Source organism: Saccharothrix lopnurensis (assembly GCF_042658445.1).
GTDB classification, from domain to species: Bacteria; Actinomycetota; Actinomycetes; order Mycobacteriales; family Pseudonocardiaceae; genus Actinosynnema; species Actinosynnema lopnurensis.
The window spans coordinates 61,313-87,114 of record NZ_JBHSQO010000018.1 but is presented as its reverse complement, the minus strand read 5'-3'; the positions used below and the strand labels follow the sequence as shown (position 1 = coordinate 87,114).

General features: G+C 72.2%; 23 protein-coding genes and 2 pseudogenes. 18 read left to right on the top strand and 7 right to left on the bottom strand.

Annotated elements, in window-relative coordinates:
- The gene (locus ACFP3R_RS19300; RefSeq protein WP_380637625.1) at positions 1 to 642 is read right to left on the bottom strand and encodes an HNH endonuclease family protein; all 642 of its coding nucleotides are present in this window, start codon (positions 640 to 642) and stop codon (positions 1 to 3) included.
- Between the two features lie 109 nt (positions 643 to 751).
- Entirely contained in the window at positions 752 to 1,429 is a 678-nt protein-coding gene (locus ACFP3R_RS19295) for a hypothetical protein (RefSeq protein ID WP_380637624.1), read from the bottom strand.
- A gap of 71 nt (positions 1,430 to 1,500) precedes the next feature.
- Here ACFP3R_RS19295 and ACFP3R_RS19290 point away from each other — a divergent pair, with 71 nt between their 5' ends.
- The 5 genes from ACFP3R_RS19290 to ACFP3R_RS19270 all read left to right on the top strand — a co-directional run bounded on the left by ACFP3R_RS19290 (position 1,501) and on the right by ACFP3R_RS19270 (position 6,583).
- Positions 1,501 to 2,793, top strand: a complete 1,293-nt coding sequence (locus tag ACFP3R_RS19290; protein ID WP_380637623.1) for an adenylosuccinate synthase — start codon at positions 1,501 to 1,503, stop codon at positions 2,791 to 2,793.
- A 155-nt stretch (positions 2,794 to 2,948) separates the two neighbouring features.
- Positions 2,949 to 3,773 carry an ABC transporter permease gene (locus tag ACFP3R_RS19285; RefSeq protein WP_380637622.1) on the top strand — a complete coding sequence of 275 codons (825 nt, stop codon included), beginning with the start codon at positions 2,949 to 2,951 and terminating at the stop codon, positions 3,771 to 3,773.
- Positions 3,770 to 4,489, top strand: a complete 720-nt coding sequence (locus ACFP3R_RS19280) for an ABC transporter ATP-binding protein (RefSeq protein ID WP_380637621.1) — start codon at positions 3,770 to 3,772, stop codon at positions 4,487 to 4,489. Before ACFP3R_RS19285 ends, ACFP3R_RS19280 begins: the two co-directional genes overlap by 4 nt.
- Positions 4,473 to 5,429, top strand: a complete 957-nt coding sequence (locus ACFP3R_RS19275; RefSeq protein ID WP_380637620.1) for an ABC transporter substrate-binding protein — start codon at positions 4,473 to 4,475, stop codon at positions 5,427 to 5,429. Before ACFP3R_RS19280 ends, ACFP3R_RS19275 begins: the two co-directional genes overlap by 17 nt.
- A complete protein-coding gene (locus ACFP3R_RS19270) occupies positions 5,426 to 6,583 on the top strand; it encodes an LLM class flavin-dependent oxidoreductase (RefSeq protein WP_380637619.1) in 1,158 nt (385 codons plus the stop codon). Before ACFP3R_RS19275 ends, ACFP3R_RS19270 begins: the two co-directional genes overlap by 4 nt.
- Positions 6,584 to 6,624: 41 nt before the next feature.
- Here ACFP3R_RS19270 and ACFP3R_RS19265 read toward each other — a convergent pair whose 3' ends face one another.
- On the bottom strand, positions 6,625 to 7,827 hold the full coding sequence (locus ACFP3R_RS19265; protein WP_380637618.1) for a helix-turn-helix domain-containing protein: 1,203 nt from the start codon (positions 7,825 to 7,827) through the stop codon (positions 6,625 to 6,627).
- A 177-nt stretch (positions 7,828 to 8,004) separates the two neighbouring features.
- On the opposite strand from ACFP3R_RS19265, the gene ACFP3R_RS19260 reads away from it, so the two are divergent.
- The gene (locus tag ACFP3R_RS19260) at positions 8,005 to 8,910 is read left to right on the top strand and encodes a helix-turn-helix domain-containing protein (protein WP_380637617.1); all 906 of its coding nucleotides are present in this window, start codon (positions 8,005 to 8,007) and stop codon (positions 8,908 to 8,910) included.
- A 63-nt stretch (positions 8,911 to 8,973) separates the two neighbouring features.
- Here the strand turns inward: ACFP3R_RS19260 and ACFP3R_RS19255 are convergent, their stop codons facing one another.
- Positions 8,974 to 10,080, bottom strand: a complete 1,107-nt coding sequence (locus tag ACFP3R_RS19255) for a glycerophosphodiester phosphodiesterase (protein WP_380637616.1) — start codon at positions 10,078 to 10,080, stop codon at positions 8,974 to 8,976.
- Between the two features lie 123 nt (positions 10,081 to 10,203).
- Complete coding sequence (locus ACFP3R_RS19250) at positions 10,204 to 11,757, bottom strand: Na+/H+ antiporter (protein ID WP_380637615.1); 1,554 nt, start codon at positions 11,755 to 11,757, stop codon at positions 10,204 to 10,206.
- A 28-nt stretch (positions 11,758 to 11,785) separates the two neighbouring features.
- Between ACFP3R_RS19250 and ACFP3R_RS19245 the strand changes: the two genes are divergently transcribed.
- From ACFP3R_RS19245 to ACFP3R_RS19205, 9 genes are all read left to right on the top strand, one after another.
- Positions 11,786 to 12,046, top strand: coding sequence for a UBP-type zinc finger domain-containing protein (locus ACFP3R_RS19245; protein WP_380637614.1), 261 nt, complete (start codon positions 11,786 to 11,788; stop codon positions 12,044 to 12,046).
- Between the two features lie 96 nt (positions 12,047 to 12,142).
- Complete coding sequence (locus tag ACFP3R_RS19240; protein ID WP_380637613.1) at positions 12,143 to 14,161, top strand: TRAP transporter permease; 2,019 nt, start codon at positions 12,143 to 12,145, stop codon at positions 14,159 to 14,161.
- A complete protein-coding gene (locus ACFP3R_RS19235) occupies positions 14,154 to 15,146 on the top strand; it encodes a TAXI family TRAP transporter solute-binding subunit (protein ID WP_380637612.1) in 993 nt (330 codons plus the stop codon). Before ACFP3R_RS19240 ends, ACFP3R_RS19235 begins: the two co-directional genes overlap by 8 nt.
- Before the next feature lie 28 nt (positions 15,147 to 15,174).
- Positions 15,175 to 16,431 carry a phosphoribosylamine--glycine ligase gene (purD, locus tag ACFP3R_RS19230; RefSeq protein ID WP_380637611.1) on the top strand — a complete coding sequence of 419 codons (1,257 nt, stop codon included), beginning with the start codon at positions 15,175 to 15,177 and terminating at the stop codon, positions 16,429 to 16,431.
- Positions 16,432 to 16,620: 189 nt separating this feature from the next.
- Positions 16,621 to 17,076, top strand: a complete 456-nt coding sequence (locus tag ACFP3R_RS19225) for a hypothetical protein (RefSeq protein WP_380637610.1) — start codon at positions 16,621 to 16,623, stop codon at positions 17,074 to 17,076.
- A 4-nt stretch (positions 17,077 to 17,080) separates the two neighbouring features.
- On the top strand, positions 17,081 to 17,662 hold the full coding sequence (locus ACFP3R_RS19220; RefSeq protein WP_380637609.1) for a DUF3558 domain-containing protein: 582 nt from the start codon (positions 17,081 to 17,083) through the stop codon (positions 17,660 to 17,662).
- A gap of 9 nt (positions 17,663 to 17,671) precedes the next feature.
- Positions 17,672 to 18,985: a PPE domain-containing protein gene (locus tag ACFP3R_RS19215; protein WP_380637608.1), complete on the top strand. Its 1,314-nt coding sequence runs from the start codon at positions 17,672 to 17,674 to the stop codon at positions 18,983 to 18,985.
- Between the two features lies 1 nt (position 18,986).
- The gene (locus tag ACFP3R_RS19210; protein WP_380637607.1) at positions 18,987 to 19,751 is read left to right on the top strand and encodes an ESX secretion-associated protein EspG; all 765 of its coding nucleotides are present in this window, start codon (positions 18,987 to 18,989) and stop codon (positions 19,749 to 19,751) included.
- Between the two features lie 285 nt (positions 19,752 to 20,036).
- Complete coding sequence (locus tag ACFP3R_RS19205) at positions 20,037 to 20,582, top strand: ESX secretion-associated protein EspG (RefSeq protein ID WP_380637606.1); 546 nt, start codon at positions 20,037 to 20,039, stop codon at positions 20,580 to 20,582.
- A gap of 378 nt (positions 20,583 to 20,960) precedes the next feature.
- Here ACFP3R_RS19205 and ACFP3R_RS19200 read toward each other — a convergent pair.
- Together ACFP3R_RS19200 and ACFP3R_RS19195 are read right to left on the bottom strand one after the other, a co-directional pair.
- A pseudogene (locus tag ACFP3R_RS19200) lies at positions 20,961 to 21,902 on the bottom strand (IS5 family transposase).
- Between the two features lie 79 nt (positions 21,903 to 21,981).
- A pseudogene (locus ACFP3R_RS19195) lies at positions 21,982 to 22,867 on the bottom strand (IS5 family transposase).
- A 162-nt stretch (positions 22,868 to 23,029) separates the two neighbouring features.
- Here ACFP3R_RS19195 and ACFP3R_RS19190 point away from each other — a divergent pair.
- The 3 genes from ACFP3R_RS19190 to ACFP3R_RS19180 all read left to right on the top strand — a co-directional run bounded on the left by ACFP3R_RS19190 (position 23,030) and on the right by ACFP3R_RS19180 (position 25,794).
- Positions 23,030 to 23,937 (top strand): IS5 family transposase gene (locus tag ACFP3R_RS19190; protein WP_380637605.1). Its coding sequence is split into 2 segments (ribosomal slippage): positions 23,030 to 23,392 and positions 23,395 to 23,937, totalling 906 coding nucleotides; the frame shifts between segments, so codons are not numbered across the junction.
- A 442-nt stretch (positions 23,938 to 24,379) separates the two neighbouring features.
- Positions 24,380 to 25,534: a pyridoxal phosphate-dependent aminotransferase gene (locus tag ACFP3R_RS19185; RefSeq protein ID WP_380637604.1), complete on the top strand. Its 1,155-nt coding sequence runs from the start codon at positions 24,380 to 24,382 to the stop codon at positions 25,532 to 25,534.
- Positions 25,535 to 25,614: 80 nt separating this feature from the next.
- On the top strand, positions 25,615 to 25,794 hold the full coding sequence (locus ACFP3R_RS19180; protein WP_380637603.1) for a hypothetical protein: 180 nt from the start codon (positions 25,615 to 25,617) through the stop codon (positions 25,792 to 25,794).
- Positions 25,795 to 25,802: the final 8 nt, after the last annotated feature.

Sequence of the window (25,802 nt, the reverse complement as noted above, 5' to 3'; positions counted from 1 at the left end):
TCAGCACCTTCCGAGCATGGTCTGCAACGCTGACTTCTCCGCGGAGTTCACCGTCAAACCCCAGCGGTACTTGGTGTGCGTCCACATCTTGGCGTAGGTGCACCAGTAGGAGGTCGACGGAGGCTTCCACTGCGCCGGGTCCTGGTCGCCCTTGGCCTGGTTGACGTTGTCGGTGACGGCGATCAGCTGCGGCCCGGCCAGGTCGTTGGCGAACTGCTCGCGCCGGGCCGTGGTCCAGCCCGACGCGCCCGAGCGCCACGCCTCGGCCAGCGGCACGACGTGGTCGATGTCCACGTCGGCCGCGGCGCTCCAGGTCGCGCCGTCGTACGGGCTGTACCAGCGGCCGGACGTGGCGGCGCAGGACGAGTCGGTGACCACGTTCGTGCCGTCGCGCTTGAGCACCTGCTCCCGGGTGTTGCAGGCGCCCGAGACGGTGATCCAGTGCGGGAACTTGTCCCGCGAGTAACCGGAGGAGGACCCCTCGGAGGCCACCGCGAGCGCGTTCAGCTCCGCCTGGGCGGTGCCGGTGCTCGGGATGCCCGGCGGGGTCGCCAGGGCGGGGGTGGCCAGGCTCAGGGTCAGCGCACCAGCCAGGAGCAGGGAGGCAGTCGAGAATCGCGCGGTCTTGATAACCGTTGACATAATTCCGACCTTCCTAGTTGGAAGCTGTCGGAACCCACCCTGGTGCGGTTCTCCTGCCGCCACAACGCTTCCGGGTGACACTCCTGTGTCGCGGGGGGAAATTCCTCCGTCACTGCACCCCGCGCACCAGGCGCAGGTCCTCCGTGTGGCGGTACCAGGTCCACTTGCCCATCGGGCGCGGGTGCGGCACCCCGTCCGAGGTCACCTCCACCGGCAGGCAGCCCAGCTGGAACGCGCGCGCCGGCGTCGTGGTCACGCGGCGGCCGAGCAGCCGCTTGCTGATCACGTGCACGAGCAGGCCGGGCCCGCCCCCGGGGTCCGGGGTCACCTCGATCCGGCTCGCCTGGCCGCGCAGCACCACCGTGTCGTCGCCGTAGCCGACCCCGCGCACCGGGCCCAGCGAGCCCCGGCCCACGAGCACGCCCCCCACGTCGTCGCGCACCAGCGACACCCGGTCGGCGTCACCCGACAGGGCGAGGTCGAGCGCGCGGCCCGGGTCGGTGGGCAGGCCCCACAGCTCGGCCACCGCCGACCGCCGGTCCACCGGCACGTAGCCCACGGGCACCTCGGCGAGCCGCTCGGCGCGCAGCAGCCGCAGCGCCACGGCGTTGAGGTCGGCGTCCGTGCCGTGCACCACGAGACGTCCGTCACCCAGTTCGGCCAGCACCGGGTCGACCTCGTCCCGACCCGGCCTGGACGCCACCCGGCGAACCTCGAACCGATCACCGTCGGTGACCGCCGGCGACTGCGTGTTTCCGCAGGCCAACACGATTCCGCGCACCTTCATCTCCTGGACTACGCTCGACCACCGGCATTCGCTCTTGCCAACACCGTCCGTTCGACCTCTTGGAGTTTCACATGCCGGCCGTAGTGCTGATCGGCGCCCAGTGGGGCGATGAGGGCAAGGGCAAGGCGACCGACCTGCTCGGCGACCGCGTCCAGTGGGTGGTCCGCTACCAGGGCGGCAACAACGCCGGCCACACGGTGGTGCTGCCCGACGGGCAGAAGTTCGCCCTGCACCTCATCCCCTCCGGCATCCTCACCCCCGGTGTGACCAGCGTCATCGGCAACGGCGTCGTGGTCGACCCCGGCGTGCTGCTGGAGGAGGTGGCCGGGCTGGACGAGCAGGGCGTGGACACCAGCCGGCTGATCATCTCCGCCGACGCGCACCTGATCATGCCCTACCACGTGGCCATCGATAAGGTCACCGAGCGGTACCTGGGCAAGGCGAAGATCGGCACCACCGGCCGCGGCATCGGTCCGTGCTACCAGGACAAGATCGCCCGCGTCGGCGTCCGCGCCCAGGACCTGCTCGACGAGAAGATCCTGCGGCAGAAGGTCGAGGCCGCGCTCGACTTCAAGAACCAGGTGCTGGTCAAGGTCTACAACCGCAAGGCGCTCGACGCCGACCAGGTCGTGGACAGCGTGCTGGAGCACGGCTCGAAGTTCTCCGACCGGATCGCCGACACCCGGCTGCTGCTCAACCAGGCGCTGGACCGCGGCGAGACCGTGCTGCTGGAGGGCTCCCAGGGCACCCTGCTCGACGTGGACCACGGCACCTACCCGTTCGTCACCTCGTCCAACCCGACCTCGGGCGGCGCGTCGGCGGGCTCGGGCATCGGGCCGACGAAGATCACCACGGTGATCGGCATCCTCAAGGCGTACACCACGCGCGTGGGCTCCGGTCCGTTCCCGACCGAGCTGAACGACGACATGGGCGAGCTCCTGCGCAAGACCGGCGGCGAGTTCGGCGTGACCACCGGCCGCTCGCGGCGCACCGGCTGGTTCGACGCGGTGATCGCCCGCTACGCGGCCCGCGTCAACGGCATCACCGACTACTTCCTCACCAAGCTGGACGTGCTGTCCGGTCTGGAGAAGGTGCCGGTGTGCGTGGGCTACACCATCGACGGCACGCGGGTCGACGAGATGCCGATGACGCAGACCGACGTGCACCACGCCGTGCCGGTGTACGAGGAGCTGCCGGGCTGGTTCGAGGACATCAGCCACTGCCGCACGTTCGAGGAGCTGCCCGCCAACGCCCGCGCCTACGTCGAGCACCTGGAGCGGATCTCCGGCGCCCGGATGTCGGCCATCGGCGTCGGCCCGGGTCGTGACCAGACGATCGTCCGGCACGACATGCTGGCCGGCTGAAATCTTTTTCCCGATACCTCCGGAGCCGACGCAATCGGCTCCGGAGGTATTTTCACGATTCGGGACGCGTTGACTTCCCCGGCCCGTCACCGAAAACTCGGACTCGCTGATCAGCGCGTTGTCGTCCGTGTTTCCGGTTCCGCTGGGAGAAATCCGTGTCGGTTTCCACCGCGGGTGTTGTCACGCGTCCAGAACCCGCATCCGCGGCGCGAACACCCGTTGTCAGAAAAAGAAGACCACCCGATCTGCGCCGCTGGCTCAGCCCCCTCGGCCTGCTCGTGCTGTGGCAGGTCGCCGGCAGCACCGGCGTGCTGCCCGAGGACAAGCTCGCCTCGCCGCTGACCGTGTTCGCCTCCGCCTACGAGCTGGTGCTCGACGGGCAGCTGGTGGACGCGTTCCTGGTCTCGCTCGGCCGGGTCGCGATCGGCTTCCTCATCGGCGGGGTCGTCGGCTCCGCGCTGGGCCTGGTGTCCGGCCTGTCCCGGTGGGGCGAGCGGCTGTTCGACCCGCCGGTGCAGATGCTGCGCACGCTGCCGCACCTGGGCCTGGTCCCGCTGTTCATCCTGTGGTTCGGCATCGGCGAGGAGCCGAAGCTGGCGCTGGTCGCGGCGGGCGTGGCGTTCCCGCTGTACCTGAACCTGCACGCGGGCATCCGGCAGACCGACCCGGCGCTGCTCGACGCCGCCCGCGTGCTCGGCTACAGCCGGTTCGAGCGGGTCGTCCACGTCGTGCTGCCGTCCGCCGTGCCGCAGACGCTGGTGGGCCTGCGGATCGCGCTGGGCGCGGCGTGGCTGTCGCTGATCGTCGGCGAGCAGGTCAACGCCGACGCGGGCATCGGCTACCTGATCAACAACGCCCGCGAGTTCCTGCGCACGGACGTCGTGGTGGTGGGCCTGCTGGTCTACGCGCTGCTCGGGCTGACCACGGACGCGCTGGTGCGCGCGCTGGAGAGGAGGGTGCTGCGGTGGCGGGCCCGATGAGGACCAGTGCGGTGAGGACCAGTGCGGTGAGCATCCGGGGACTGGTCAAGGAGTTCGGGCCGCGGCGCGTGCTCGACGGCCTGGACCTGGAGGTGGCGCCCGGCGAGTTCGTGGCGCTGCTGGGGCGCAGCGGCTGCGGGAAGTCCACGCTGCTGCGGGTCCTGGCGGGGCTCGACCCGGACGCCGAGGGGACGTTCTCGGTGCCGGCCAAGGTGTCCGTCGCGTTCCAGCAGCCGCGGCTGCTGCCGTGGCGGAAGGTGTGGCGCAACATCTCGCTGGGGCTGCGGGACGTGGACGGCCGGGCGGTGGCGGAGCGGGCGCTGGCCGAGGTGCGGCTGGCCGACCACGCCGACGCGTGGCCGTTGACCCTGTCCGGCGGTGAGGCGCAGCGCGTGTCGCTGGCGCGGGCGCTGGTGCGCGAACCGGAGCTGCTGCTGCTCGACGAGCCGTTCGGCGCGCTGGACGCGCTGACCCGCTCCGCGATGCACCGGCTGGTGGAGCAGCTGTGGCGGGAGCACCGGCCCGCCGTGCTGTTCGTGACGCACGACGTGGACGAGGCCCTGCTGCTGGCCGACCGCGTCGTGGTGCTCGACCGGGGCCGGATCGTGGCCGAGCACCACGTGGACCTGCCGCGACCGCGGCGCCGCGCGTCCCTCGCGGACCGGCGCGTGGAGATCCTCTCCGACCTGGGGGTGAACGATGCGGAAGCTGCTTAGCGCCCTGACCGCGGCGACCTTGGTGCTGACCGGGTGCGGCGGCGGCTCCGACGCGTCCTCGGACGGGGAGGTCGTGCTCAGGGTCGGTGACCAGAAGGGCGGCGCGAAGTCGCTGCTCACCGCCGCCGGCCTGCTCGACGACTTCCCGTACGAGATCGAGTGGTCGACGTTCAGCTCCGGCCCGCCGCTGCTGGAGGCCGCGTCCGCGGGCGCGATCGACCTCGGCGGGGTCGGCAACACGCCGCCGATCTTCGCCGCCGCCGCGAACGCCCGGATCGCGGCCGTCTACTCGGCTCAGGGCAGCGTGGAGGGCGACGCGCTCCTGGTGCCCGCCGACTCGCCGCTGAAGTCCGCTGGCGAGCTCAGGGGCAGGAGCATCGCGGTGGCCAAGGGCAGTTCCGCCCACGGCCAGGTGCTGCTGACCCTCGCCTCCGAGGGCCTGACCACCAAGGACGTGACGCTGAACTTCCTCCAGCCCTCCGACGCCTACTCGGCGTTCACCCAGGGGCGCGTCGACGCCTGGGCCGTGTGGGACCCCTACACCTCGCAGGCGGAGCTGGAGGCGGACGCGCGCGTGCTCGCCGACGGGCGCGGCAAGTCCAACGGCTACACGTTCCAGGTGGCCGGGCGCGCGGCGCTGGCCGACCCGGGCAAGGAGGCCGCGATCAAGGAGTACGTGAAGCGGTACGCGCAGGCCCAGCGGTGGGCCGACACGCACCGCGAGGAGTGGGCCGCGACGTGGGCCGCCGAGACCGGGCTGGAGGTCGAGGTGGCGCGCCGGGCCGTCGAGCGCGGCGGTGACCTGCCGGTGCCGCTCGACGACACCGTGATCGCCTCGGAACAGGAACTCGCCGACGCGTTCACCGCGGACGGCGCGCTGCCGGGCAAGGTGGTCTTCAAGGACTTCGTGGACACCCGCTTCCGGGGAGAGCTGTCATGAGCGTCGTGCTGCACTGGTTCCTGCCCACCTCCGGCGACGGGCGGACGGTCGTGGAGCGCTTCCACGCCAACCGCTCGCTGGGCGCGTCCGCCGCCCGCGAACCCGACATCGACTACCTGGCGCAGATCGCGCAGGCCGCCGAGCACAACGGCTTCGAGGGCGTGCTCACGCCGACCGGCACGTGGTGCGAGGACGCCTGGCTGACCACGGCGGCGCTGGTCGCCCGGACCACGACGCTGAAGTTCCTGGTCGCGTTCCGGCCCGGGGTGATCTCGCCGACCCTGGCCGCCCAGATGGCGGCCACCTACCAGCGGCTCTCCCGGGGCAGGCTGCTGCTCAACGTGGTGACCGGCGGCGACGAGGTGGAGCAGCGCCGGTTCGGCGACTGGCTCGACCACGACCAGCGGTACGCGCGCACCGACGAGTTCCTGCACGTGGTGCGGGCCGTGTGGAGCGGGACGCCGCTCGACTTCGAGGGCGCGCACTACCGGGTCGAGGGCGCCACCCTGATGGGCGTGCCGGACCCGGTGCCGCCCATCTACTTCGGCGGCTCGTCCGACGCGGCCCTGCCGGTCGCGGCCCGGCGCGCGGACGTCTACCTGACGTGGGGCGAACCCCCGGCGCAGGTGGCCGAGAAGATCCACCGGGTGCGGGAGCTGGCGGGCGACCGCCCGATCCGCTTCGGCGTCCGGCTCCACACCATCAGCCGCGACACCTCCGCCGAGGCGTGGCGGGAGGCCGAGAAGCTGCTGGAGGCGCTCGACCCGGTCCAGGTGGCGCGGGCGCAGGCGCAGCTGGGGGCCTCGCAGTCGGTGGGGCAGCAGCGGATGGTCGCCCTGCACGGCGGGGACCTGTCGAGGGGCGTGCGCGGGCTGGAGGTGCACCCCGGGCTGTGGGCGGGGATCGGCCTGGTGCGCGGCGGCGCGGGCACGGCGCTGGTCGGCAGCCACGCGGAGGTGGCCGACCTGGTCGAGGAGTACCACGCGGTGGGGGTGGACGAGTTCGTGCTGTCCGGCTACCCGCACCTGGAGGAGGCGTTCTGGTTCGGCGAGGGCGTGCGGCCGATCCTGGCGCGGCGCGGTCTGCTGCGCCTGCCGGGGGCGGAGGTCGAGGTGCCGGCGGCGCGGGGGGCGGTGGCGGTCGAGGGTTCCTGAGGCGGGGTCGGGGTGCCCGGATCGGGCGCCCCGACCCGGTGTCAGACCTTGACGCCTGCCCAGCGGGCGAATCCGGCCAGGGAGTCGGTGGCGCGCCGGTCGGCGGCGGCGATGGCGTGCAGGGTTTCGCGGACGGCCGGGTGGTAGCGGGTCTGCTGGGGTGAGATGGCGCGGGCGGTGTGCAGGGACTGGAGGGCCTTCTCGCGGTTGCCGTGCAGGACCCAGGCGCGGGCCACGTCGATGTGGTGGTGGCCGATCCTGGTCGCGTCCTCCCCGAGGTCGTCCAGGGGCAGGTGCGTCCTCTCGGCGCGGGCGACGGCGGTGGTGCCGTCCAGCATCTCCACCGGCACCGCGACGGAGTGGATCTCCACGTTGGCGCGGTTGGAGGCGAACTGGAAGTAGGGGGCCACCGGCACGCCCCGGGAGACGATGTCGCGGGCCTCGTCGACGTGCGAGTCCGCGTCCCGGCCATTGCCCCGGCGCGCCTCGAAGATGGCCTGGCGCAGGTGGAGCTGGGCGACGACGGACAACGCCTCGGGGGTGCCCTGCTCCCCGGCCAGCGCCAGGGCGCGGTCGACGTTGCGCATCCCGAGGTCGTAGTCACCCCGGAAGAGTTGCAGGGTCGACCGGCTGAACCGCGCGACCGCGACCCGCAGCGGATCGCCGGACCGCCGGGCCGCGTGGCCCATCCGGTCCCGGGCCAGCGAGGTCAGGTCGAGGTAGCCGAACAGGTAGGTGGCCGCCGCCACGAGGCTGTAGGCGTCGTGCAGGAGGGTGTGGGCCTCCTCGGTGGCGGTGGTGCCGGATGCCTCGTTCAGGTTGGCGTACAGGTGCTGGAGCAGCAGCGGCAGGCGTTCGGTCATGAGGGTGTAGCGGCTCCTGCGGCGCAGTGCCTCGCCCTCGTCGAGCGCCGCGCGCAACCGGGCGGTGTCCCAGACCGGTCCGTCGAGCCGCGGGTCCTCGTGGGAGTCGAGGGCGCGGCGCAGTTCCGGGATTCCGGCGCGGTCCTGGCCGGTGTCTACCGTCAGTTCCTCGTAGGGTTGCCCCGTCAACGCCGTTACCTCCACCCCGAGCGCCTTGGCGCAGGCGGCGGTGAACGCGGGTGACGCCGGTGCGTGCCCCGCCTCCACCTTCTTCACCAGGCTCATGCTCATGTGCGCCGCCGTGGCGAGCTGGTGCTGCTTGAGTCCCAGCAGCTTCCGCAACGCGGCGACCCTCTGCCCGACTCCGGTAGTGTCGTCCACGGTCCGGCTCCTCACCTCGGCTGCCGTTCTCCTCAGCGTCCCACCCACGCCCCGGTGGTCCCCATCCCCTGATCAGGCTTGAACTTGCTTTGATCCTCGGGCCGTCACAGGATGACCACTCTCCACGCACTGTAATCGAGTCGATACGTTGCGTGCACGCAACAGTGGAGGGCGACCATGGACGTCGGCGAGGACGAGTCGAAGTCGCAGCGGGCGAGCACCGCGTACAGCCGGTGGCTGGGTGAGGAGCTGCGGCAGCTGCGCGGCGCGCGCAAACCGGCCGCGATCGCGGCCCGGCTGGGGTGGAGCATCTCCAGGCTGGCGAAGCTGGAGAACGGGAGCCGGGGCACGGCCGACGTCGAGCTGGGCGCGCTGCTGGGCCTCTACGGCGCCGACGCCGCCACCCGGGAGCGGCTGGTCCGGATGTCGCGCGACCCCCGCCCGGACGGCTTCGTGTGCGTGCACGCCGACCGCCCCGCCGACGACGTCCTGCCGCTGGTCCTGCACGAGCGGCTGGCCGTGGCGATCTCCCACTACAGCCCGCTGGTGGTGCCCGCGCCCCTCCAGTCCGAGGACTACGCGCGGGCGGTGCTGGCCGGCCGGCGACAGGCGGGGGCGCCGGAGGCGGCCCTGACCGCCCGCATCGACCGCCGGTCCCGGGTCGAGGGCACGCCGGCGGAGTTCTTCGTGGACGAGTGGACGCTCACCCCGCGCGGCCACGACCCGGGTGTCCTGGCCGACCAGGTGATGTACCTGCGCCTGGTGGCCAACGCGCCGACCACCTCGGTGCGGGTGGTCCCGGCGGGGACGGCCGTGGCGCCGGCCGTCGACCACCCGTTCTCGATCTTCACCCTGGAGCGGCCCCTCCGGTCCGTGGTGTGCGTCGAGATGCACGCGGTGACCGGCTTCGTCGAGCGCGACAGCGGGGTGGAGACCTACGCCCGCCTGCGCGACCTCCTGGCCGGGGCGGCGCTGTCGCCGGAGGGGTCGCGGCGGTTCCTGGAGGAGGTGTCGGACTGGTACGAGCGCGGCGGCACCACCCCCTGGCCGGGCGCGGCCGTGCTCGGCCGGCCGGCCGCGTAGGGCTCTCGCGGGAGCTGACGGAGGGCCCCGCACCGGGCCCTCCGCCGCGAGCCGCCGGGGCCGTCAGCCGTTGCGGGCCTCCACGGCCGTGTCCGGGTTGTCGGCGAACACCCCGTCCAGGCCGGTGGCGTAGAACCTGGCGTACTCCTCCAGCGCCCGCCCGTAGGCGGCCGGGTCGGTGGAGGTGCGCAGGTCGGCGGGCAGGAAGGTGTTCTCGTTGCGGAACGTCCACGAGTGCACGGTCAGGCCGCGCACGTGGGCGTCGCGGACCAGCGTGGTGGGCTGCCCGAGGTTGCCCGCCGCGTCGCGCGGGATGATCAGCGGCTTCTCCACGCCGATGCCCGACGCGTAGGCGCGGACGTCGCGCAGGCCGTCGGGCGTGACCAGGTCGCGGTAGGTGCGCTTGTCACCCGCCTTGACGAAGTCGTACGGCGCGCCGGAGGCGCTGACCAGCTGCACCAGCGGCACCCGCAGCCGCGACTTGAGCCACTTCAGGTTCGCCACCTCGAACGACTGCACGTACACCCGGGCGCCGTGCCGGTTGAGGCCCTTGCGGTTGAGCACGTCCACCAGCCGCGGCTCCAGCGGCAGGCCGATCTCCTGGAAGTAGGTGGGGTGCTTGGTCTCCGGGTAGATCCCGATCTCGCGCCCCAGCTCGCGGGACAGCCGCCGCGACAGGTCGATGACCTCCTCGAAGGTCGGCACCTCGAACCGGCCGTTGTAGAGGGTGTTGCGCGCCCGGACGTCCGGGATGCGCTCGACCGCCCGCAGCGTCTTCAGCTCGGCCAGCGTGAAGTCCTCGGTGAACCAGCCGGTCAGCGGCGCGCCGTCGATGACCTTCGTGGTCCGGCGCGCGGCGAACTCCGGCCGCGACGCCACGTCCGTGGTGCCGCCGATCTCGTTCTCGTGCCGCGCGACCAGCTTGCCGTCCCTGGTGACCACCAGGTCGGGCTCGACGTAGTCCGCGCCCATCCGGGCGGCCAGCTCGTACGCGGCCAGCGTGTGCTCCGGCCGGTACCCCGACGCGCCCCGGTGGCCGATCACCAGCGGCCCCTTGCGGGCGTGCGGCACGCGGTCGTCACCGCTCGCCGCGCCCCACGGGAGCGCCACCGCCAACCCGGCCACCGCCACGGCGGCGAGCGCCGCCCCGACGATCCTCGTCCGCACCATCGCCGACCTCCTGTCAAGGTTCCAGACGCGCGGCAGCCTCGTCGCGCACCGCGACGCCCCGATCACCGTAGGGTGAAGCGCGGGCCACGTCACGGTGAACACGTCACGGTGAACACCGCCCGTTCACTCCCGGGCCAGGGCGGCTTCCTCCAGGTCCAGCTCGCGCAGCACCCGCGCCAGCACCTCGTCGTCGATGCGGCCCTGGTCCCGCGCCTCCACGAACACCGAGCGCTCGGCGTCGAGCATGGTGCGCCGCAGCCGCCGGAACGAGGCGGCCGGCGACTCGTCCTCCTGCCGCCCCAACCGCTCCCACGCCGCGTTGCCGCGGTGCTCGGCCATCAGCCGCAGCCGGTGCACGACGTGCTCGGGCGCGTTGTCGCCGGAGTCCACCACCTGGTCGAGCCGCTGCACCGCGGCCGCCGCGGCGGCGTGCTGCACCTGCGCCTCGGCCAGCGCGTCGGCCCGCGCCTCGTCGCCGCGGTGCCCCAGCTTCCGGATCACCAGCGGCAGCGTCATGCCCTGGAGCAGCAGCGTGCCCACGGTGACCACGAACGCGCAGAACACGATCACGTCCCGGCCGGGCAGGTCCAGCGGCAGCGCGGCGGCGGCGGCCAGCGACACCACGCCCCGCATCCCCGCCCACGAGATGACCGTGACGCCCCGCCAGCCCGGCGCCTCCTCCCGCTCGCGGATGCGCCGGAACAGCCACCGGGGCAGGTAGGCCGCCGGGTACATCCACGCGAACCGCACCAGGATCGTCGCCAGCAGCACCGCGCCCGAGGCCCACACCAGCGCCGGCGTGAGGTCCACCGCGTCCACGACCGTCTTGAGCTGCAACCCGATCAGGGCGAACACGAACGACTCCAGCAGCACGTCCACCGACCGCCACACGGCCGTGTCCTGGAGGCGCGTGTAGTACGAGGTGCTCGGCGCGTGGTGCCCGATGTAGAGCCCGGCCACCACCACCGCCAGCACGCCGGACGCGTGCAGCTCCTCGGCGAACAGGTACGCGCCGAACGGCACGAGCATCCCCAGCGAGCTCTCCATCACGCCGTCGTCCAGCCGGGCCCGCAGCCACCGCACGCCCACGCCGATCGCCAGGCCGACCAGCACGCCGCCGCCCGCGCTGACCGCGAACGTGCCCGCGCCGCCCGCCCAGCTGGCGGTGGCGCCCGCCGCGGCGGCCACCGCGACCTTGTACGCGGTCAGCGCGGTCGCGTCGTTGATCAGGCTCTCGCCGGTGAGGAGGGTCATGGTGCGTCGCGGCAGGTTCAGCCGCCGCCCGACCGCCACCGCCGCCACCGCGTCCGGCGGCGCGATCACCGCGCCCAGCACCATGGCCGACCACAGCGGCAGCTCCGGCAGCACGAGGTGCGCCACCCAGCCGACCGCGACCGTGGTGGCCAGCACCAGGCCCACCGAGAGCAGCCCGATCGGCCGCAGGTTGGCCCGGATGTTGTGGTACGAGCTGTCCAGCGCCGCCGAGTACAGCAGCGGCGGCAGCACCAGGACCAGGATCAGCTCCGGTTCCAGGGTGAACGCCGGCAGGCCCGGGATGAACGACACCGCCAGGCCGACGCCCACCAGCACCAGCGGGGCCGACCACCCGAGCCTCCGGGCGGCCGCGGTGACGATCAGCGAGCCCACGAGCAACATCAGCAGTTCCGGTCCGTGCATGGCGCAATCTTGCGTGATGATGGTCGGCATGACCTGCCCCCACGTCGAAGAGCTGCCCGCATCGGTCGAACCCGACAACCCCGACGGGTGCGCCGACTGCCTCGCCGTAGGCGAGCACAACTGGGCCCACCTGCGGATCTGCCTGTCGTGCGGGCACGTGGCGTGCTGCGACTCCAGCCCGCACCGCCACGCCTCCGCGCACTTCCACGCCGACGCGCACCCGGTCATGCGCTCGTTCGAGCCGGGTGAGGACTGGCGGTGGTGCTACGTCGACAACCGGGTCGTGTGAGGCGTCTTTACAGTCCCTTTAGCCGGTCGGCCTATGGCTGTGACCCGCGACACAAGTAACTTCGGGAGCGCCTGAGATCAAGCGCGGCACGAAGGGGTGCGCGTGTCGACCAAGACGCAGACCGGGGAAACGCCCGACATCGACGGGTTGCTGGCCGAGTACGACGAGGAACGCCCCTCGCGCTCGCTCTCCCGCCGGTGGGAGCTGGCCGTGTGGGCGGCGGGGCTCGCCGTCTCGCTGCTGGTGCTCAAGCAGGTGTTCTGGCCGTTCGCCAAGGGCGGCCAGTTCTACCTGGTCGTCTTCCTGGCGGTGACGCTGCCGCTGGTGTTCCTCTGCTACCGGCCGCGCGGGCGGCGCGGGGAGCCGGACGACCCGGGCGTGGTGGACCGGCTCCTGGCCGGCGCCGCGTTCGCGGTGGCCGCCTACCCGCTGTTCGGCGGGTTCGACGCGTTCCTGGACCGGCAGGGGCAGCTGACCCCGGTGGACGTGCTCGCCGGGACCGTGCTGCTGGTGCTGGTCCTGGAGGCGTGCCGGCGGACCACCGGCTGGGTGCTCCCGGTGGTGTGCGCGGCGTTCGTCGCGTTCGCCTACTACGGCGGCTACCTGCCGCCGTCCTGGGACATCTCGCACGCCGGCGTGGACTTCGGCCAGATCATCAACGGCTTCTACAACGACGCCTCCGGGTTCTACGGGACGCCGCTGGACGTCGCCGCCACCTACATCGTGCTGTTCACCATCTACGGCGCGGTGCTCAACGCCTCCGGCGCGGGCGCGTTCTTCGTGGACATCAGCTTCGCCGCGTTCCGCCGGTCCCGCACCGCGCCCGGCCGCACGGCCGCCACCGCCGGGTTCCTGCTCGGCACCGTGTCCGGCTCCGGCACCGCCACCACCGTGTCGCTGGGCGCGGTGACGTGGCCGATGCTGAAGAAGGCCGGCTACCCGAGGGAGAACGCGGGCGGGCTGCTCGCCGCCTCGGGCATCGGGGCGATCCTGTCGCCGCCGACCCTGGGCGCGGCGGCGTTCATCATCGCCGAGTTCCTGGAGACCTCCTACCTCCAGGTGCTGGTCTGGGCGATCCTGCCGACCCTGCTGTACTACCTGGGCATCGCGCTGGCCGTGGAGATGGACGCGCGGCGGTTCGGCGCGAAGCCCGTGGACGTCGACGTACCCAGCCCGTGGGCGCTGCTCAAGCGCGGCGGCTACCACTTCCTGTCGCTCGCGGTGATCGTGGTGTTCCTCGCGCTGGACATCCCGGTGTACTCGGCGGTCGTCTACGCCACCGGCGTCGCGGCGCTGTTCGCGCTGGTCGCGCGGCGGGGCGACGTGCGCGGGTGGGCGCGGGCGCTGCTGGACTCGCTGTCCACCGGGGTCCGCTCGGCGCTGCCGGTGATCGCGGTGTGCGCGGCGGCGGGCGTGATCACCTCGACCATCACCAAGACCGGGCTGGGCCTGGTGCTGGCCTCGACGCTGGTGGACGTGGCGCGGGCGATCTCGTCGGACCCCACCGCGGTGCTGGTCGTCACGGCGGTGCTGGCGGCGGTCGCGGTGGGCGTGCTCGGGCTCGCGGTGCCGGTCACCGCCTCGTTCATCATCGCCTGGGTGGTGATCGGGCCCGCGCTGATCGAGTTGGGCGTGGCGCGCGAGGAGGCGGCCATGTTCATCTTCTACTACGCGGTGCTGTCGGAGGTGACGCCGCCAACCGCGCTGGCCGCCGTCGCCGCGGCCGCGATCACCGGCGGCGACGTCGTGAAGACCATGTGGCGGACGTGGAAGTACACGCTGCCCGCGTTCCTCGTGCCGCTCGCGTTCGTGCTCACCGACAACGGCGCGGGCCTGCTGCTGCGGACGTCCCTGCTCGACTCCCTGTGGGTGTTCGCGGTGTCCGCGCTCGGCGTGGCCGCGCTGGCGGTGCTCACGGGCGGGTGGCTGTTCGGTCCGGCGAGGTGGCCCGAGCGGGCGCTGTGCGCGCCCGCCGCCGCGGCCCTGCTCTACCTGCAACCGGTGACCGTCGCGGTCGGCCTCGGGTTCCTGGCCGCCGCGGTGGCCGTGCACCTCGTCCTGCGCAAGACCTCGGGAACCCCGGGAACCTCGGGAAAGGAACAGCAACATGCGTAGCTGGGCGCTGAAGGTCGCCGCCGGAGGGCTGGCGATCGGCCTGGTCGCCGCCGGGTGCGGCGGCAAGAGGACCCCCGACGCCGCCGCGCCCCAGGGCGGCGGGGCCGCCTGCGAGGCGGCGGACGGCCGGATCACCATCGCCACCGGCAACTCCGGCGGCGTGTACTACGTCGTCGGCGGCGGCCTGGCCAAGCTGATCAGCGACAACACCGAGCTCAAGGCCACCGCCGCGGAGACCGGCGCGTCCGTGCAGAACATCCAGCAGCTGGTCGCGAACGACTACGACGTGGCGTTCTCGCTGGCCGACACGGCGGCCGACGCGGTGGCGGGCAAGGGCGCGTTCGACGGGAAGCCGCAGGACGTCAAGGCGCTGACCAGGCTGTACCCGAACTACACGCAGGTGCTGGTGCGCGCCGACTCCGGGATCGAGTCGATCGCCGACATGCGCGGCAAGCGGATCTCCACCGGCTCGCCCAAGTCCGGCACCGAGGTCATCGCCCACCGCCTGCTCACCGCCGCCGGGCTGAACCCGGAGACCGACGTCCAGGCGCAGCGGCTCGACCTGGCCAAGACCGCGGACGGCATGAAGGACGGCAGCCTCGACGGCCTGGTGTGGAGCGGTGGCCTGCCGACCGCGCAGATCACCGACATCACCACGTCGCTGGAGGACCGGGTGAGGTTCGTCGACATCACGCCGCAGCTCGACGCGCTCAAGCAGGTCAACGAGGTCTACGACCGGGGCGTCATCCCGGCCGCCACCTACGGGCAGCCGGCCGACGTGCCGACGGTCGTGGTGCCGAACGTGCTGCTGGTGCGGTCGGACTTCCCCGAGGGCGACGCGTGCGCGGTCACCAGGCTGATCTTCGACCGGAAGGGCGAGCTGGAGGCGGTGCACCCGGCGGCGAAGGGCATCGCCCGCGAGGAGGCCGCGAACACCGATCCGGTGCCCCTGCACCCCGGCTCGCAGGACGCCCTGGGCGGGTGACCGGGCGGGTCATCTAGGCTGCCCCACCGTGCGTGTCCTGGTCATCGGGTCTGGCGCCCGTGAACATGCCCTAGTCCTAGCGCTGTCGCGGGACCCCTCGGTGATCGCGCTGGCGTGCGCCCCCGGCAACGCGGGCATCGCCGGCGTGGCGGAGACCTACGGGGTCGACGTCACCGACGCCGCGGCCGTCGCCGCGCTGGCCGAGGAGTGGAACGCCGACCTGGTCGTGGTCGGGCCGGAGCAGCCCCTGGTGGCGGGTGCGGCGGACGCCGTGCGCGCGGCCGGGATCCCCTGCTTCGGCCCGTCCGCCGGGGCGGCCCGGATCGAGGGCTCCAAGGCGTTCGCCAAGGACGTCATGACGGCGGCGGGCGTGCCGACGGCGGCGTCCGAGGTGGTCGACAACCCGGCCCGGCTCGACGCGGCCCTGGCCCGCTTCGGCCCCACGTGGGTGGTGAAGGACGACGGGCTGGCCGCGGGCAAGGGCGTGGTCGTGACCGCCGACCGGGCGGTGGCGCGGGCCCACGCCATGACGCTGCTCGACCACGGCCACCCGGTGCTGCTGGAGACCTTCCTCGACGGTCCCGAGGTGTCGCTGTTCTGCCTGGTGGACGGCGCGTCCGTGGTGGCGCTGCTGCCCGCGCAGGACTTCAAGCGCGTCGGCGACGGGGACTCCGGCCCCAACACCGGCGGCATGGGCGCGTACTCGCCGCTGCCCTGGGCCCCCGAGGGTTTGGTGGACACCATCGTGGCGACCTGCGTGCAGCCGGTCGTGGACGAGCTGGCGCGGCGCGGCACCCCGTTCACCGGCCTGCTGTACGCGGGCCTGGCCCTGACCTCCACCGGGCCGCAGGTGATCGAGTTCAACTGCCGCTTCGGCGACCCGGAGACGCAGGCCGTGCTGGCCCTGCTGCGCACCCCGTTGGCGGCCCTGTTCCACGCCGCCGCCACCGGCGCCCTGGCCTCCGCGCCCGCGCTGGAGTGGGCCGAGGGCTACGCGGTGACGGTCGTCATCGCCGCCGAGGGCTACCCCGGCCTGCCCCGCACGGGTGACGTGGTGGGTGGCGGCGAGGCGGAGGGCGTGCTGCACGCGGGCACCCGCCGACGCGAGGACGGCGCCGTCGTCTCGGTCGGCGGGAGGGTCCTGTCGGTGGTCGGCACGGGCCCCACCCTGGACGCCGCCCGCGACGACACCTACCGGCGGGTGGCGGGTGTCCACCTCACCGGGTCGCACCACCGCACCGACATCGCCTTGCGCGCGGCCAAGGGGGAGATCGAGGTTCCGTAGGTCGGGGGTTGGTGGTGGGGTTCGGCGTTGCCGGCCCACCGCGGCCGTTGCCGGCCGCCGTGGCGAACTGTCGGCCGGGGCGGAACCGCTCCTGGCGCGGCTTCGTCCAACTTCAGATCCGGCACACGCGGCCGTTGGTAGCCTCGGACCGGGACCGATTCGTCACCGACCGTACGGGGGTTGGACGTCGTGGCAGAGGAGAGCGGCCTGCTGGGAGCTGTCGCCGGCATAGGTGGCGTCATCGGCAAGGCGGTCGGCGACGTGGTCGCGGCGGAGAAGCGGCTGGGTGACGCGATGGCCTCGGGCCCCGGCTCCGGCCAGCGGTTCGAGGTGACCGAGGAAACGGTCCTGCGGGCCGGCAAGGTCATCAGCGGTCAGATGGAATCGCTGCAGAAGAGCTACGCCGACGCTTTCGACGACCTCCGGGTCGAACTCCGCGGCTCCGACGAGCTGAACCAAGACGTCGCCATGGCGTGGAACGACCGCCTCGTCGGGCACGAAGACTCCTACGCCAAGAACATCAAGCGGTACATCGACAGCCTGGCCGCCCTCGTCGACCAGCTCCGCGAAGCGGCCAAGCAGTACGGGTACACCGAAGAAGAGGTCGAGGCGGCCATGGGAGCAGCGGGTGCTACGCGCAAATAAAGTCGTGCTCCTGGCCGCGTTGGTGGTGCTGGCCGGCTGCACCACCGGTGAGGTCGGCAACCCCAACCCGCAGACCACGTCCACGGGTGGGTCCTCGACCTCCCGCTCGGCGGAGCCGACCGGCGATGTCCCGACCCGCCCGGTCGAGATCAAGCTCGACGGCATCACCGACGCCTGCACCGCGCTGACGACCGACCAGCGTCGGGAACTGGGGATCGACGAGGCGATCAACGAGCCCCAGGACGTGATCCAGGGCAAGGACTCGCCCGGGTGCAGTTTCCAGGCGAACTCCCGTCCGGTGTTCAGCTACGAGGTCGCCCTGGTCGCCGACGAAGGTGTTTCCTACTGGCAGGGCGGCGGCAACCTCGACGTCGAGCGGAAAACCGTGGCGGGATTCGGCGCCTACCAGGTCACCCTGGCCGGTACGACGGACGCGGACTGCGCGCTGGCCGTGGACGTGGCGGAGGGGCAGCAGGTTTTCGTCTCCTTCCTGCCGATCACGGACGCGTTCACCCAGGACGAGATGTGCCAGAACGCGACCAAGGGCGCGGAAATGGCATTGGCGACCCTGCAGACTTTGAAGTGAGGTGGAGTTGTGACCGGCTTCAGGCAGCTCAGGGACTTCCGGTTCCAGGGGTACGACAACCCGGCGCTCGCCGCGCTGGTGCAGCGTTTTTCCCAGGGTGACGCGGCGCAGCAGTTCAGCAACGCCTCCCACGCGCTGCGGAAGCTCGCGGCCACCCTGGAGGACACCGACCAGACGCTGCGCGACGAACTGCGCAAGCTCGGCATCGAGTGGCAGGGCGCGGCCGGGGACAACGCCGGGCAGGCGGTGACGGTGTCGGCCGACGTCGCCACTTCGGGGACCGAGGCCGCCCAGCACAACTCCAAGGCGACGGCGGTGCAGGGGGCCACCTACAGCCAGACCCGCAACGGGATGCCCGAGCCGCACGCGTTGCGCGGGGACACCGAGACGAACTTCGTGGACGACGTCGGCGGGTTCTTCGGGTACGAGACCGACCACGCGGCGGAGGTCAAGGCCACCCAGGCCGCGCGCGAGCAGACCATCCGGGGGTTGGAGCAGTACACCGACGCCAGCCGGGACGCGCTCAACCAGTACCAGGGGATGAACCGGCCGCCGCAGTTCGACGTGACGGCCTCGTCCGGGGTGGGGACGCCCGTCGCGTCCGTGGCGCAGCCCGGTGGTGGGGTGCCCGGGGTTCCCGGGTCGGTTCCCGGTGGGCTGCCCGGCGGGGCGTCGGGGCTGGTGCCCCCCGGTGGTTCGGTCGGGTTGCCCGGACAGCTGCCGGGGCAACTGCCCGGTCAGGTGCCGGGCCAGTTCCCGGGGCAGTTGCCCGGTGGTGGGACGACGACGATCGGGCCGCCCGTGCCCGGCGTCGGCGGGACGAACACGCACGCCGCCGCGATCGGCAAGCCCGGTGGGTCGAACCTCGGGTTGGGGCTCGGGTTGGGGCTCGCCGGCGGTGCGGCGCTGGGCGCCATCGCGGCCGGGGCCCGTGCGTCCCGGGTCGAGCGCGGCCCGGCCGGTGCGGTGCCGCCCGGTGGCAAGGCGCCCGAGGGGGCCGGTGGCAAGGGCGCCGGTGCCGGTGCGGGCGGTGCGGGCAAGGGCGTGGCGCCCGGCGTGCTGACCGGCAAGCCCGGTGTGTCGGCGACGATCGGTGCGATCGACCCCGACGAGCGGGCGCACGGGCGTGGCGGTGCGGCCGGTGCGGCGGGCAAGGCCGGTGCCGGGGCGTCGATGATGCAGCCCGCCGCGTCCGCGAAGGGCGGGCCGGAGGAGGAGGACGCCGAGCACGTCCGCAAGTACGGCGTGGACTCCGACGACGTGTTCGGTGACGAGCGGATGGTCGTGCAGTCGGTCATCGGCGACGAGCCCGAGCGGAAGTGACGTGGGAACGGTCGTCCTGTCGACGCTGGAGTTCGACGTCGCGTGGGAAGGGGAGCGGCTGACCCGGCGGAACGTCGCGCTCGACGTGCCCAGCCCCGGTGTCACGCACACCGAGCGCGCGGTGTTCGTCGAGCAAGCCCGGAGGTCGCTCTCCGAGCGCGGCCTGGCGGTGAACGGGCGGCTGGTCCCCGAGTTGGCCGACGCGTTCGCGCTGCTGGCCAACCCGCAGGTGTCGATCGACATCTGGATCTGGGTCGACGGTCGGAAGATCAAGGGCCTCGCGGCGTCCGCCGGCGACGAGGCGGTGCTCGCCGTCGTCGACGGTGACGAGGTATGGCTGATCGACGCCCGCGCCGGCGCGTTGGCCGAGGCGGCGGTGTCGGTGGCCGGTGAGATGCCCGCCGGGTACGGGCGGTCCATCAGCCTGCCCAACGACCTGCTGCGCAAGGCGTCCGAAGAGGCCGGGAAGGACGCGGAGAAGCTGGTGCTGTCGCTGGAGCGGCACGGGTTGCCGCTCCACGAGGCGCAGGAACTGGCCGGCATGTGCGACGGCATGAGCACCCGCGGCCAGTTCGGCGTCGAACGCGCCCGCCACAGTGGACCGCCCGTGCGGGCCGGGCGGGTGGTGGCGTGGCACGACACCCCGTCCGGTCGCTACCTGCACCAGGTGCGACCCAGTTCGGACGGGCGCAGCTGGAGCACCATCACCCCGATCGACAACGCCCGGTTGGCCGGCTGTGTCTGGGAACTGGTGCAGGAGACCTGACCCGATCGGGCCGGGTTGGGCCGGACCCGGCCCACGGCCCAGGGCTCTGGCGACCGGCATTCGGTCAACCGAGGGTGAGGGCCGGTCGGTCGTCGGCCGGCTGGTCTGGGGCATTGATCGGGCTGGGGGCGTTAGCTGGCCTGGTCAGGGGCTTGTGGTAGGCCCTGCGGAACTGCTTCGGAGGTCCGGGCACGCGGGTGGAACCTCGGCGGCCTTCGCCACGTCAGTTCGGTGCGGGCCTGGGGGGCCGGAGCAATGCCCGCCGTCATCCGGGAGTGACGCTTCGTGCCCAACGCGACGCTCAGCGCTACCGCTTTCCGCACCGCCTGGGAACACCTCGAACTCGGTGCGATGCCGATCGTCCTGCACGTCCAGGACGAGCCCGCCCCCTGGAGCCACCTGACCGCGCGGGGACTGGCCCGCGGTGGTGAGCTGGACCCGTGGCTCGGTGCGGCGTTCAAGTTGCTCGCCTACCCGCCCCGCTCAGCCGACCTGAGGCTGGGGATCGGACGCGCGGCGGTGCGGGCGCTGGCCGCCTCGACCGGTGCCGGCTCGCTGCTGGCCGTGCTGACCGCGGACCTGCTCACGGTCCGCGAGCTGGAGACCGATCTCGCCACCGCCCTGGTCGCCCTGCTGCCCGCCATGCCGGACGGCAGGGTCGGCGCACCGGAGCTGCGCGGTCAGTTCGGCGCGGCCACGATCGACCGGACAGGCAGGCGGCAGCGTGCGGCGGACGTGGTCGAGTTTCACGGGTTCGTTGACGCCGACGTGCTGCGTGCGCGGATCAACGCCCTGTTCACCCGCTTCGCCGAGCCCTTGGAGGAGAGATGAGGGACGGAGTGCCTCAGGTGGAGGGCTGAGACCTCGGGTGACGATGAAACCCTTGGATGAGGAAGGAAGAGCGGCCGATGGCATGAGCACCTGGTTCGCTGTGCCCGCCGCATGACCCACCCACCCCCGTGTGGGACATGGGCGTATTCGTGCGGCGTGCGGCGGCGGCGTGCTGCCGGGCGCGCACGATGAACAGCATTCCGTTGATCACCCGACGGCCGTTCACGTGCAGGCGCCCCTTCACTCCCGAAGCGGGCAACAACGGCTCGATCGCTGCTACTGCTCGTCGGTCAACTCGTGCCTGCGGATCGCGACCCAAGATCAAGCAGATTGACCACACCTGCTTTGAGAGGCCCTAAGAGCTGTTTGAGGTTTGGATCATGTGGTTGAGGTCAGGGTCTTCAGCCACATGATCGCTCCTCGTAGGTGCAGTCCGGCCTCGTAGCTTTGCGGTGTCTTGTCGTAGCGGGTGGCCAGACCAGACCATGTCTTGATTTTCTGGAAGCGGCGTTCGACGGTGTTGCGCCGCTTGTAGCGCACGGGATCGAACGATACAGGCGGCCCTCCCGTGGAGCCCTTCTTCTTCCGGTTGACCTGCTGGTCGACTTTTTTCGGGATCACGGCCGTGATCCGGCGGCGACGCAGATAGGACCGGTTGGCCTTCGAGCACCGTCCGCAACCGCTGGCTGTCCCCGGCCTGGCCGGGCGTGAGCACGAACACCAACGGCAACCCGGCGGCGTCGACCGCGGCGTGGACCTTGCTGCTCAGCCCGCCTCGGGACCGGCCGAGCCCGGCCGCCGCAGCCCGCGCCTTCCGACGCCGCCGAAAGGCGGCACGGTCCCCACCGGCAGACGTGCCCGCACCGGCCTTGGCCGGCGCGGACCGCGACGCACCACCCGCAGCACGCTCTGTTGTGTGGGCAACGGAGCCCCCTTTTCCTCGGTCAGCGCCTGTTCCAACGCGTCGAGGGTCTCCCCGGCGATCGCGAGTCCGGCGGATTCGTGGTGTGCCCGCACGATGGTGGAGTCCACGCTCACCAGTTCCAGGCCGACCTGCCCGCGAGAGGCGGCCTCGGCGATCAGCGCGTCCATCAACGTCTGGAACACCCCCGCCCTGGCCCAGGCGTTGAACCGGGAGTAGACGGTCGACCAGGGCCCGTACCGTTCCGGGACGTCACGCCAGCCCGACCCGGTGCGGAACCGCCACAGGATCCCGTTGAACCGCTCCCGCACCCGACGCGGCAACGGCCCCGTGGCCGCCACCGGCACATGCGGCTCGATCAACGCCCACTCGGCATCGGTCAGGTCGAAACGCGCCACAACCGTGTTCTACCAGCCCCACCAGCACACCACCGAGGTTGCCTAGATCCGAACCTCAAACAGCTCCTAGGGTGTGTCTTCAAAGCCAGATGAGCAGGGTGGCGAGGTCGAGGATGCCTTGGTAGGAGGTGGCGGTCTTGTCGAAGCGGGTGGCGATGGCGCGGAATTGCTTGAGCTTGTTGAAGCAGCGTTCGACCACGTTGCGGCGTTTGTAGGCGGTGTGGTCAAAGGCCGGTGGGTGTCCGCCGGCCCGGCCGCGTCGCCGCCGGTTGGCCTGCTGGTCACGGCGTTTCGGGATCGTGGCCGGGATACCCCGTGTGCGCAGGTGGGCGCGGATCGCCTTGGACGAGTAGCCCTTGTCGGCGATGACCCGGGTGGGTCTGGTGGCCGGGCGGCCCGGTCCCGGTCGGCGGAACTCGATGCCGGCCATGATGCGGGTGAACTGGGTGCAGTCGTTGACGTTGCCGCTGGTCAGGACAATCGACAGGGGTCGGCCGTGGCCGCCGCAGGCGAGGTGGATTTTGGTGGTGGGTCCGCCTCCCGAGCGGCCGATGGCATGATCACCTGGTTCGCTGTGCCCGCCGCACGATCCGTTCGCCCCCTGTGTGGGCGGTGGGACTGTTCGTGCGGCGGGCGCTGGCGGCGTGCTGGTGGGCGCGCACGATGCTGGAGTCCACCGAGACCTCGCGGTCGAGTTCGTCGATCGCCTCGTCGATCACCCGCGCCTTCGACACCAGCGTGGTCAGGGTGCCGTTGCGCGACCAGCGCCAGAAGCGGTTGTAGACCGTCTTCCACGGCCCGTAACGCTCGGGCAGGTCACGCCACGCCACACCCGTCTTCGCCTTGAACAGCATCCCGTTGACCACCCGACGGTCGTCCACCCGCGGGCGCCCTTTCACGCCCGAGGCGGGCAGCAGCGGCTCGATCACCTGCCACTGCTCGTCGGTCAACTCGTGCCTGCGGATCGCGACCCGAGATCAAAGCAGCTTGACCACATTCGCTTTGAGGACAGGCCCTAGCGCGTGTTTCAAAGGTGAGGCGGCTTGCGGCGTGTCGGTGGCCGGAACGTGGCGAGGTCTCCGGTAAGTGGTGTAGCGACCAAGCAAAACCGCAGTACCGGAGACCTCGTGGCCAGGGTAGCTGCAGCGGGGCGGGCCGACCTGACCGACGCGCAGCGGGCGGTGCTACGACCGTTGCTGTCCGTCGGTGCCAGGCCGGGTCGTCCGCCGAAGTGGAGCAAGCGGCAGTTGATCGACGGCATCCGGTGGCGGGTGCGGGTCGGTGCCCCGTGGCGTGACATGCCGCCCAAGTACGGGCCCTGGCAGACCGTCTACGGGTTGTTCCGGCGCTGGCAGCGGGCCGGGGTCTGGCGGCGGGTCCTGACCGCGTTGCAGGCATGGGCCGATGCCGCCGGGTCGATCGTGTGGGACGTGAGCGTGGATTCCACGGTCGTGCGGGCGCACCAGCACGCCGCCGGTGCGCGGAAAAGGGGGATCCTCAGGTCGAACCGCCCGACACGCCGACCGGTGGCACCGAGCCGGACGATCACGCGTTGGGGCGGTCGCGGGGCGGCTGGACCAGCAAGCCGCACCTGGCCTGCGAACAAGGGCGGCGGCCGTTGTCGTTGCTGGTCACCGCCGGTCAGCGGGGTGACAGCCCGCAGTTCGTCCCGGTGATCGAGCGGATCTCCGTGCCGCGCGTCGGCCCCGGCCGGGCCAGGAGCAGACCGGACCGGGTCCTGGCCGACAAGGCATACAGCTCCCAGGCCAACCGCGCCTACCTGCGACACCGCGGGATCAAGGCCACCATCGACCAGCCCCGCGACCAGGCCGCCCACCGCAAGGCCAAAGGCTCCGCCGGTGGACGGCCACCCACGATCGACCGGGAGGTCCACAAGCAGCGCCACGCCGTCGAGTGCGGCATCAACCTGCTCAAACAGCACCGCGCGGTGGCCACCCGCTACGACAAACTCGCCCTCCGCTACCAGGCCACCATCGACATCGCCGCCACCAACACCTGGCTACGCCACATCTGAAACACGCGCTAGTGGAGGGTGGCTGGTGGAAGGACGGCTGGTGGAAGGACGGCCTGGCGAAGGGTGGCCGGTTGGAGGGAGCCGCCTGTTGGAGCAGCTGGTCGGTGGAGGGGTCGGCCGGTGGAGCGGCCCACCGGGAGAGCAAGCCGCCCGGTGGGGTAGGCCGCCCGGTGGGGTAGGCCGCCCGGTGGGGTAGGCCGCCCGGTGAGGCAAGCCGGCCGGTGGGGTAGGCCGCCCGGTGGGGTAGGCCGCCCGGTGAGGCAAGCCGGCCGGTGGGCAAGCTGGCCGGTGGGGCTGGCCTGCCCTATGGGGCTGGCCAGCCGGGAGAGGGAGGCTCCCGGTGGGAGGCGGGCCTTGGCGGTAGCGGGAGGGGGTGTGCGGGCGGTGGGGCGGTGCGGGCAGTGCGGGCGGTGGGCGGGATGGGGCGGGTTAGCCTGGCCCCATGCTGGGTGTTGCCGCTCGTGCTGATGTGCCTCCTTTCCACGTCATGGAGGTGTTGTCGGCCGCTGCTCGGCGGCAGCGGGTTCGGGGCGATGTCGTGTCGTTGGCGGCCGGGCAGCCGTCGAGTTCCGCGCCGGCGCCCGTGCTGGAGGCCGCGCAGCGGGCGTTGCGGGAGCAGCCCCTCGGGTACACCGAGCAGCTCGGCATCGTCGAGCTGCGCGAAGCCCTGGCCGGGCACTACGGCAGGCAGTACGGCCTGGACGTCTCGGCCGACGACGTCGTGGTGACCACCGGGTCGTCCGGGGCGTTCCTGCTCGCGTTCCTCGCCTCCTTCGAGGCCGGTGACCGGGTCGCGCTGGCCCGGCCCGGCTACCCGGCCTACCGCAACATCCTGCGCGCGCTGGGGTGCGAGGTGGTCGAGCTGCCGTGCGGGCCCGAGACCCGCTTCCAGCCCACCGTGGAGGTGCTGGAGGCCGCGGGACCGCTCAGCGGGCTGGTGGTGGCCAGTCCTGCCAACCCCACCGGCACGGTGCTCGCGCCCGCCGAGCTGGCCGGGCTCGTCGGGTGGTGCGGTGACCGCGGGGTGCGGCTGGTCAGCGATGAGATCTACCACGGCATCAGCTACGGCACCCCCCTCGCCTGCGCGTGGGAGACCTCACGGGACACCATCGTCGTCAACTCCTTCTCCAAGTCGTTCGCCATGACCGGGTGGCGGTTGGGATGGATGCTGCTGCCGCCGGACCTGCGCCGGGCGGTGGACCGGCTCACCGGCAACTTCACGCTCTGCCCGCCCGCCCTGGCCCAGCACGCGGCCGTCGCCGCGTTCGAGCCCGAGTCGTACGCGCAGACCGAACGCCTGGTCGAGGGGTACCGCCTCAACCGCGACGTCCTGCTCAGGGGCCTGGCCGACCTGGGCATCGACCGGGTGGCCCCCGCCGACGGCGCCTTCTACGCCTACGCCGACGTCTCGCACCTCACCGGCGACTCGGTGGGCTTCTGCCGCCGCCTGCTCGACGACACCGGGGTCGCGATCGTGCCCGGCATCGACTTCGACCCCGTGCGCGGGCACGAGTTCATCCGGTTGTCCTTCGCCGGGGCCGCCCACGACATCGAGGAGGCTCTCCGGCGGATCGGGGGGTGGTTGTCGTCTTCATGATGACAGTTTTACGCGGGGGGCTGGCTCGGGGGCCAGGAAAATCGGGCGGGAACGCTGGATCGGGTGACATCGTGGAACCCATGGTTCGCATAATCCTGCTGCTGCTGGCCGCCTGGGTCCTGCTGGGCGTGGTCGGCTCGATCGTCGAGGGCGTCCTCTGGTTGGTCCTCGTCGGCGGGGCGCTGTTCCTCGGCGTCGCCGCGTACGGCGCGGTCAAGACGCACAAGCGCCCCAAGGGCATCAAGGGGCCCAAGCCCTAGCCGCACCC

Coding starts and splice junctions, on each gene's coding strand:
- ACFP3R_RS19300 (WP_380637625.1), bottom strand. CDS start 642: ATGTCAACGGTTATCAAGACCGCGCGATTCTCGACTGCCTCCCTGCTC.
- ACFP3R_RS19295 (WP_380637624.1), bottom strand. CDS start 1,429: ATGAAGGTGCGCGGAATCGTGTTGGCCTGCGGAAACACGCAGTCGCCG.
- ACFP3R_RS19290 (WP_380637623.1), top strand. CDS start 1,501: ATGCCGGCCGTAGTGCTGATCGGCGCCCAGTGGGGCGATGAGGGCAAG.
- ACFP3R_RS19280 (WP_380637621.1), top strand. CDS start 3,770: ATGAGGACCAGTGCGGTGAGGACCAGTGCGGTGAGCATCCGGGGACTG.
- ACFP3R_RS19275 (WP_380637620.1), top strand. CDS start 4,473: ATGCGGAAGCTGCTTAGCGCCCTGACCGCGGCGACCTTGGTGCTGACC.
- ACFP3R_RS19270 (WP_380637619.1), top strand. CDS start 5,426: ATGAGCGTCGTGCTGCACTGGTTCCTGCCCACCTCCGGCGACGGGCGG.
- ACFP3R_RS19260 (WP_380637617.1), top strand. CDS start 8,005: ATGGACGTCGGCGAGGACGAGTCGAAGTCGCAGCGGGCGAGCACCGCG.
- ACFP3R_RS19255 (WP_380637616.1), bottom strand. CDS start 10,080: ATGGTGCGGACGAGGATCGTCGGGGCGGCGCTCGCCGCCGTGGCGGTG.
- ACFP3R_RS19250 (WP_380637615.1), bottom strand. CDS start 11,757: ATGCACGGACCGGAACTGCTGATGTTGCTCGTGGGCTCGCTGATCGTC.
- ACFP3R_RS19245 (WP_380637614.1), top strand. CDS start 11,786: ATGACCTGCCCCCACGTCGAAGAGCTGCCCGCATCGGTCGAACCCGAC.
- ACFP3R_RS19235 (WP_380637612.1), top strand. CDS start 14,154: ATGCGTAGCTGGGCGCTGAAGGTCGCCGCCGGAGGGCTGGCGATCGGC.
- ACFP3R_RS19185 (WP_380637604.1), top strand. CDS start 24,380: ATGCTGGGTGTTGCCGCTCGTGCTGATGTGCCTCCTTTCCACGTCATG.
- ACFP3R_RS19180 (WP_380637603.1), top strand. CDS start 25,615: ATGGTTCGCATAATCCTGCTGCTGCTGGCCGCCTGGGTCCTGCTGGGC.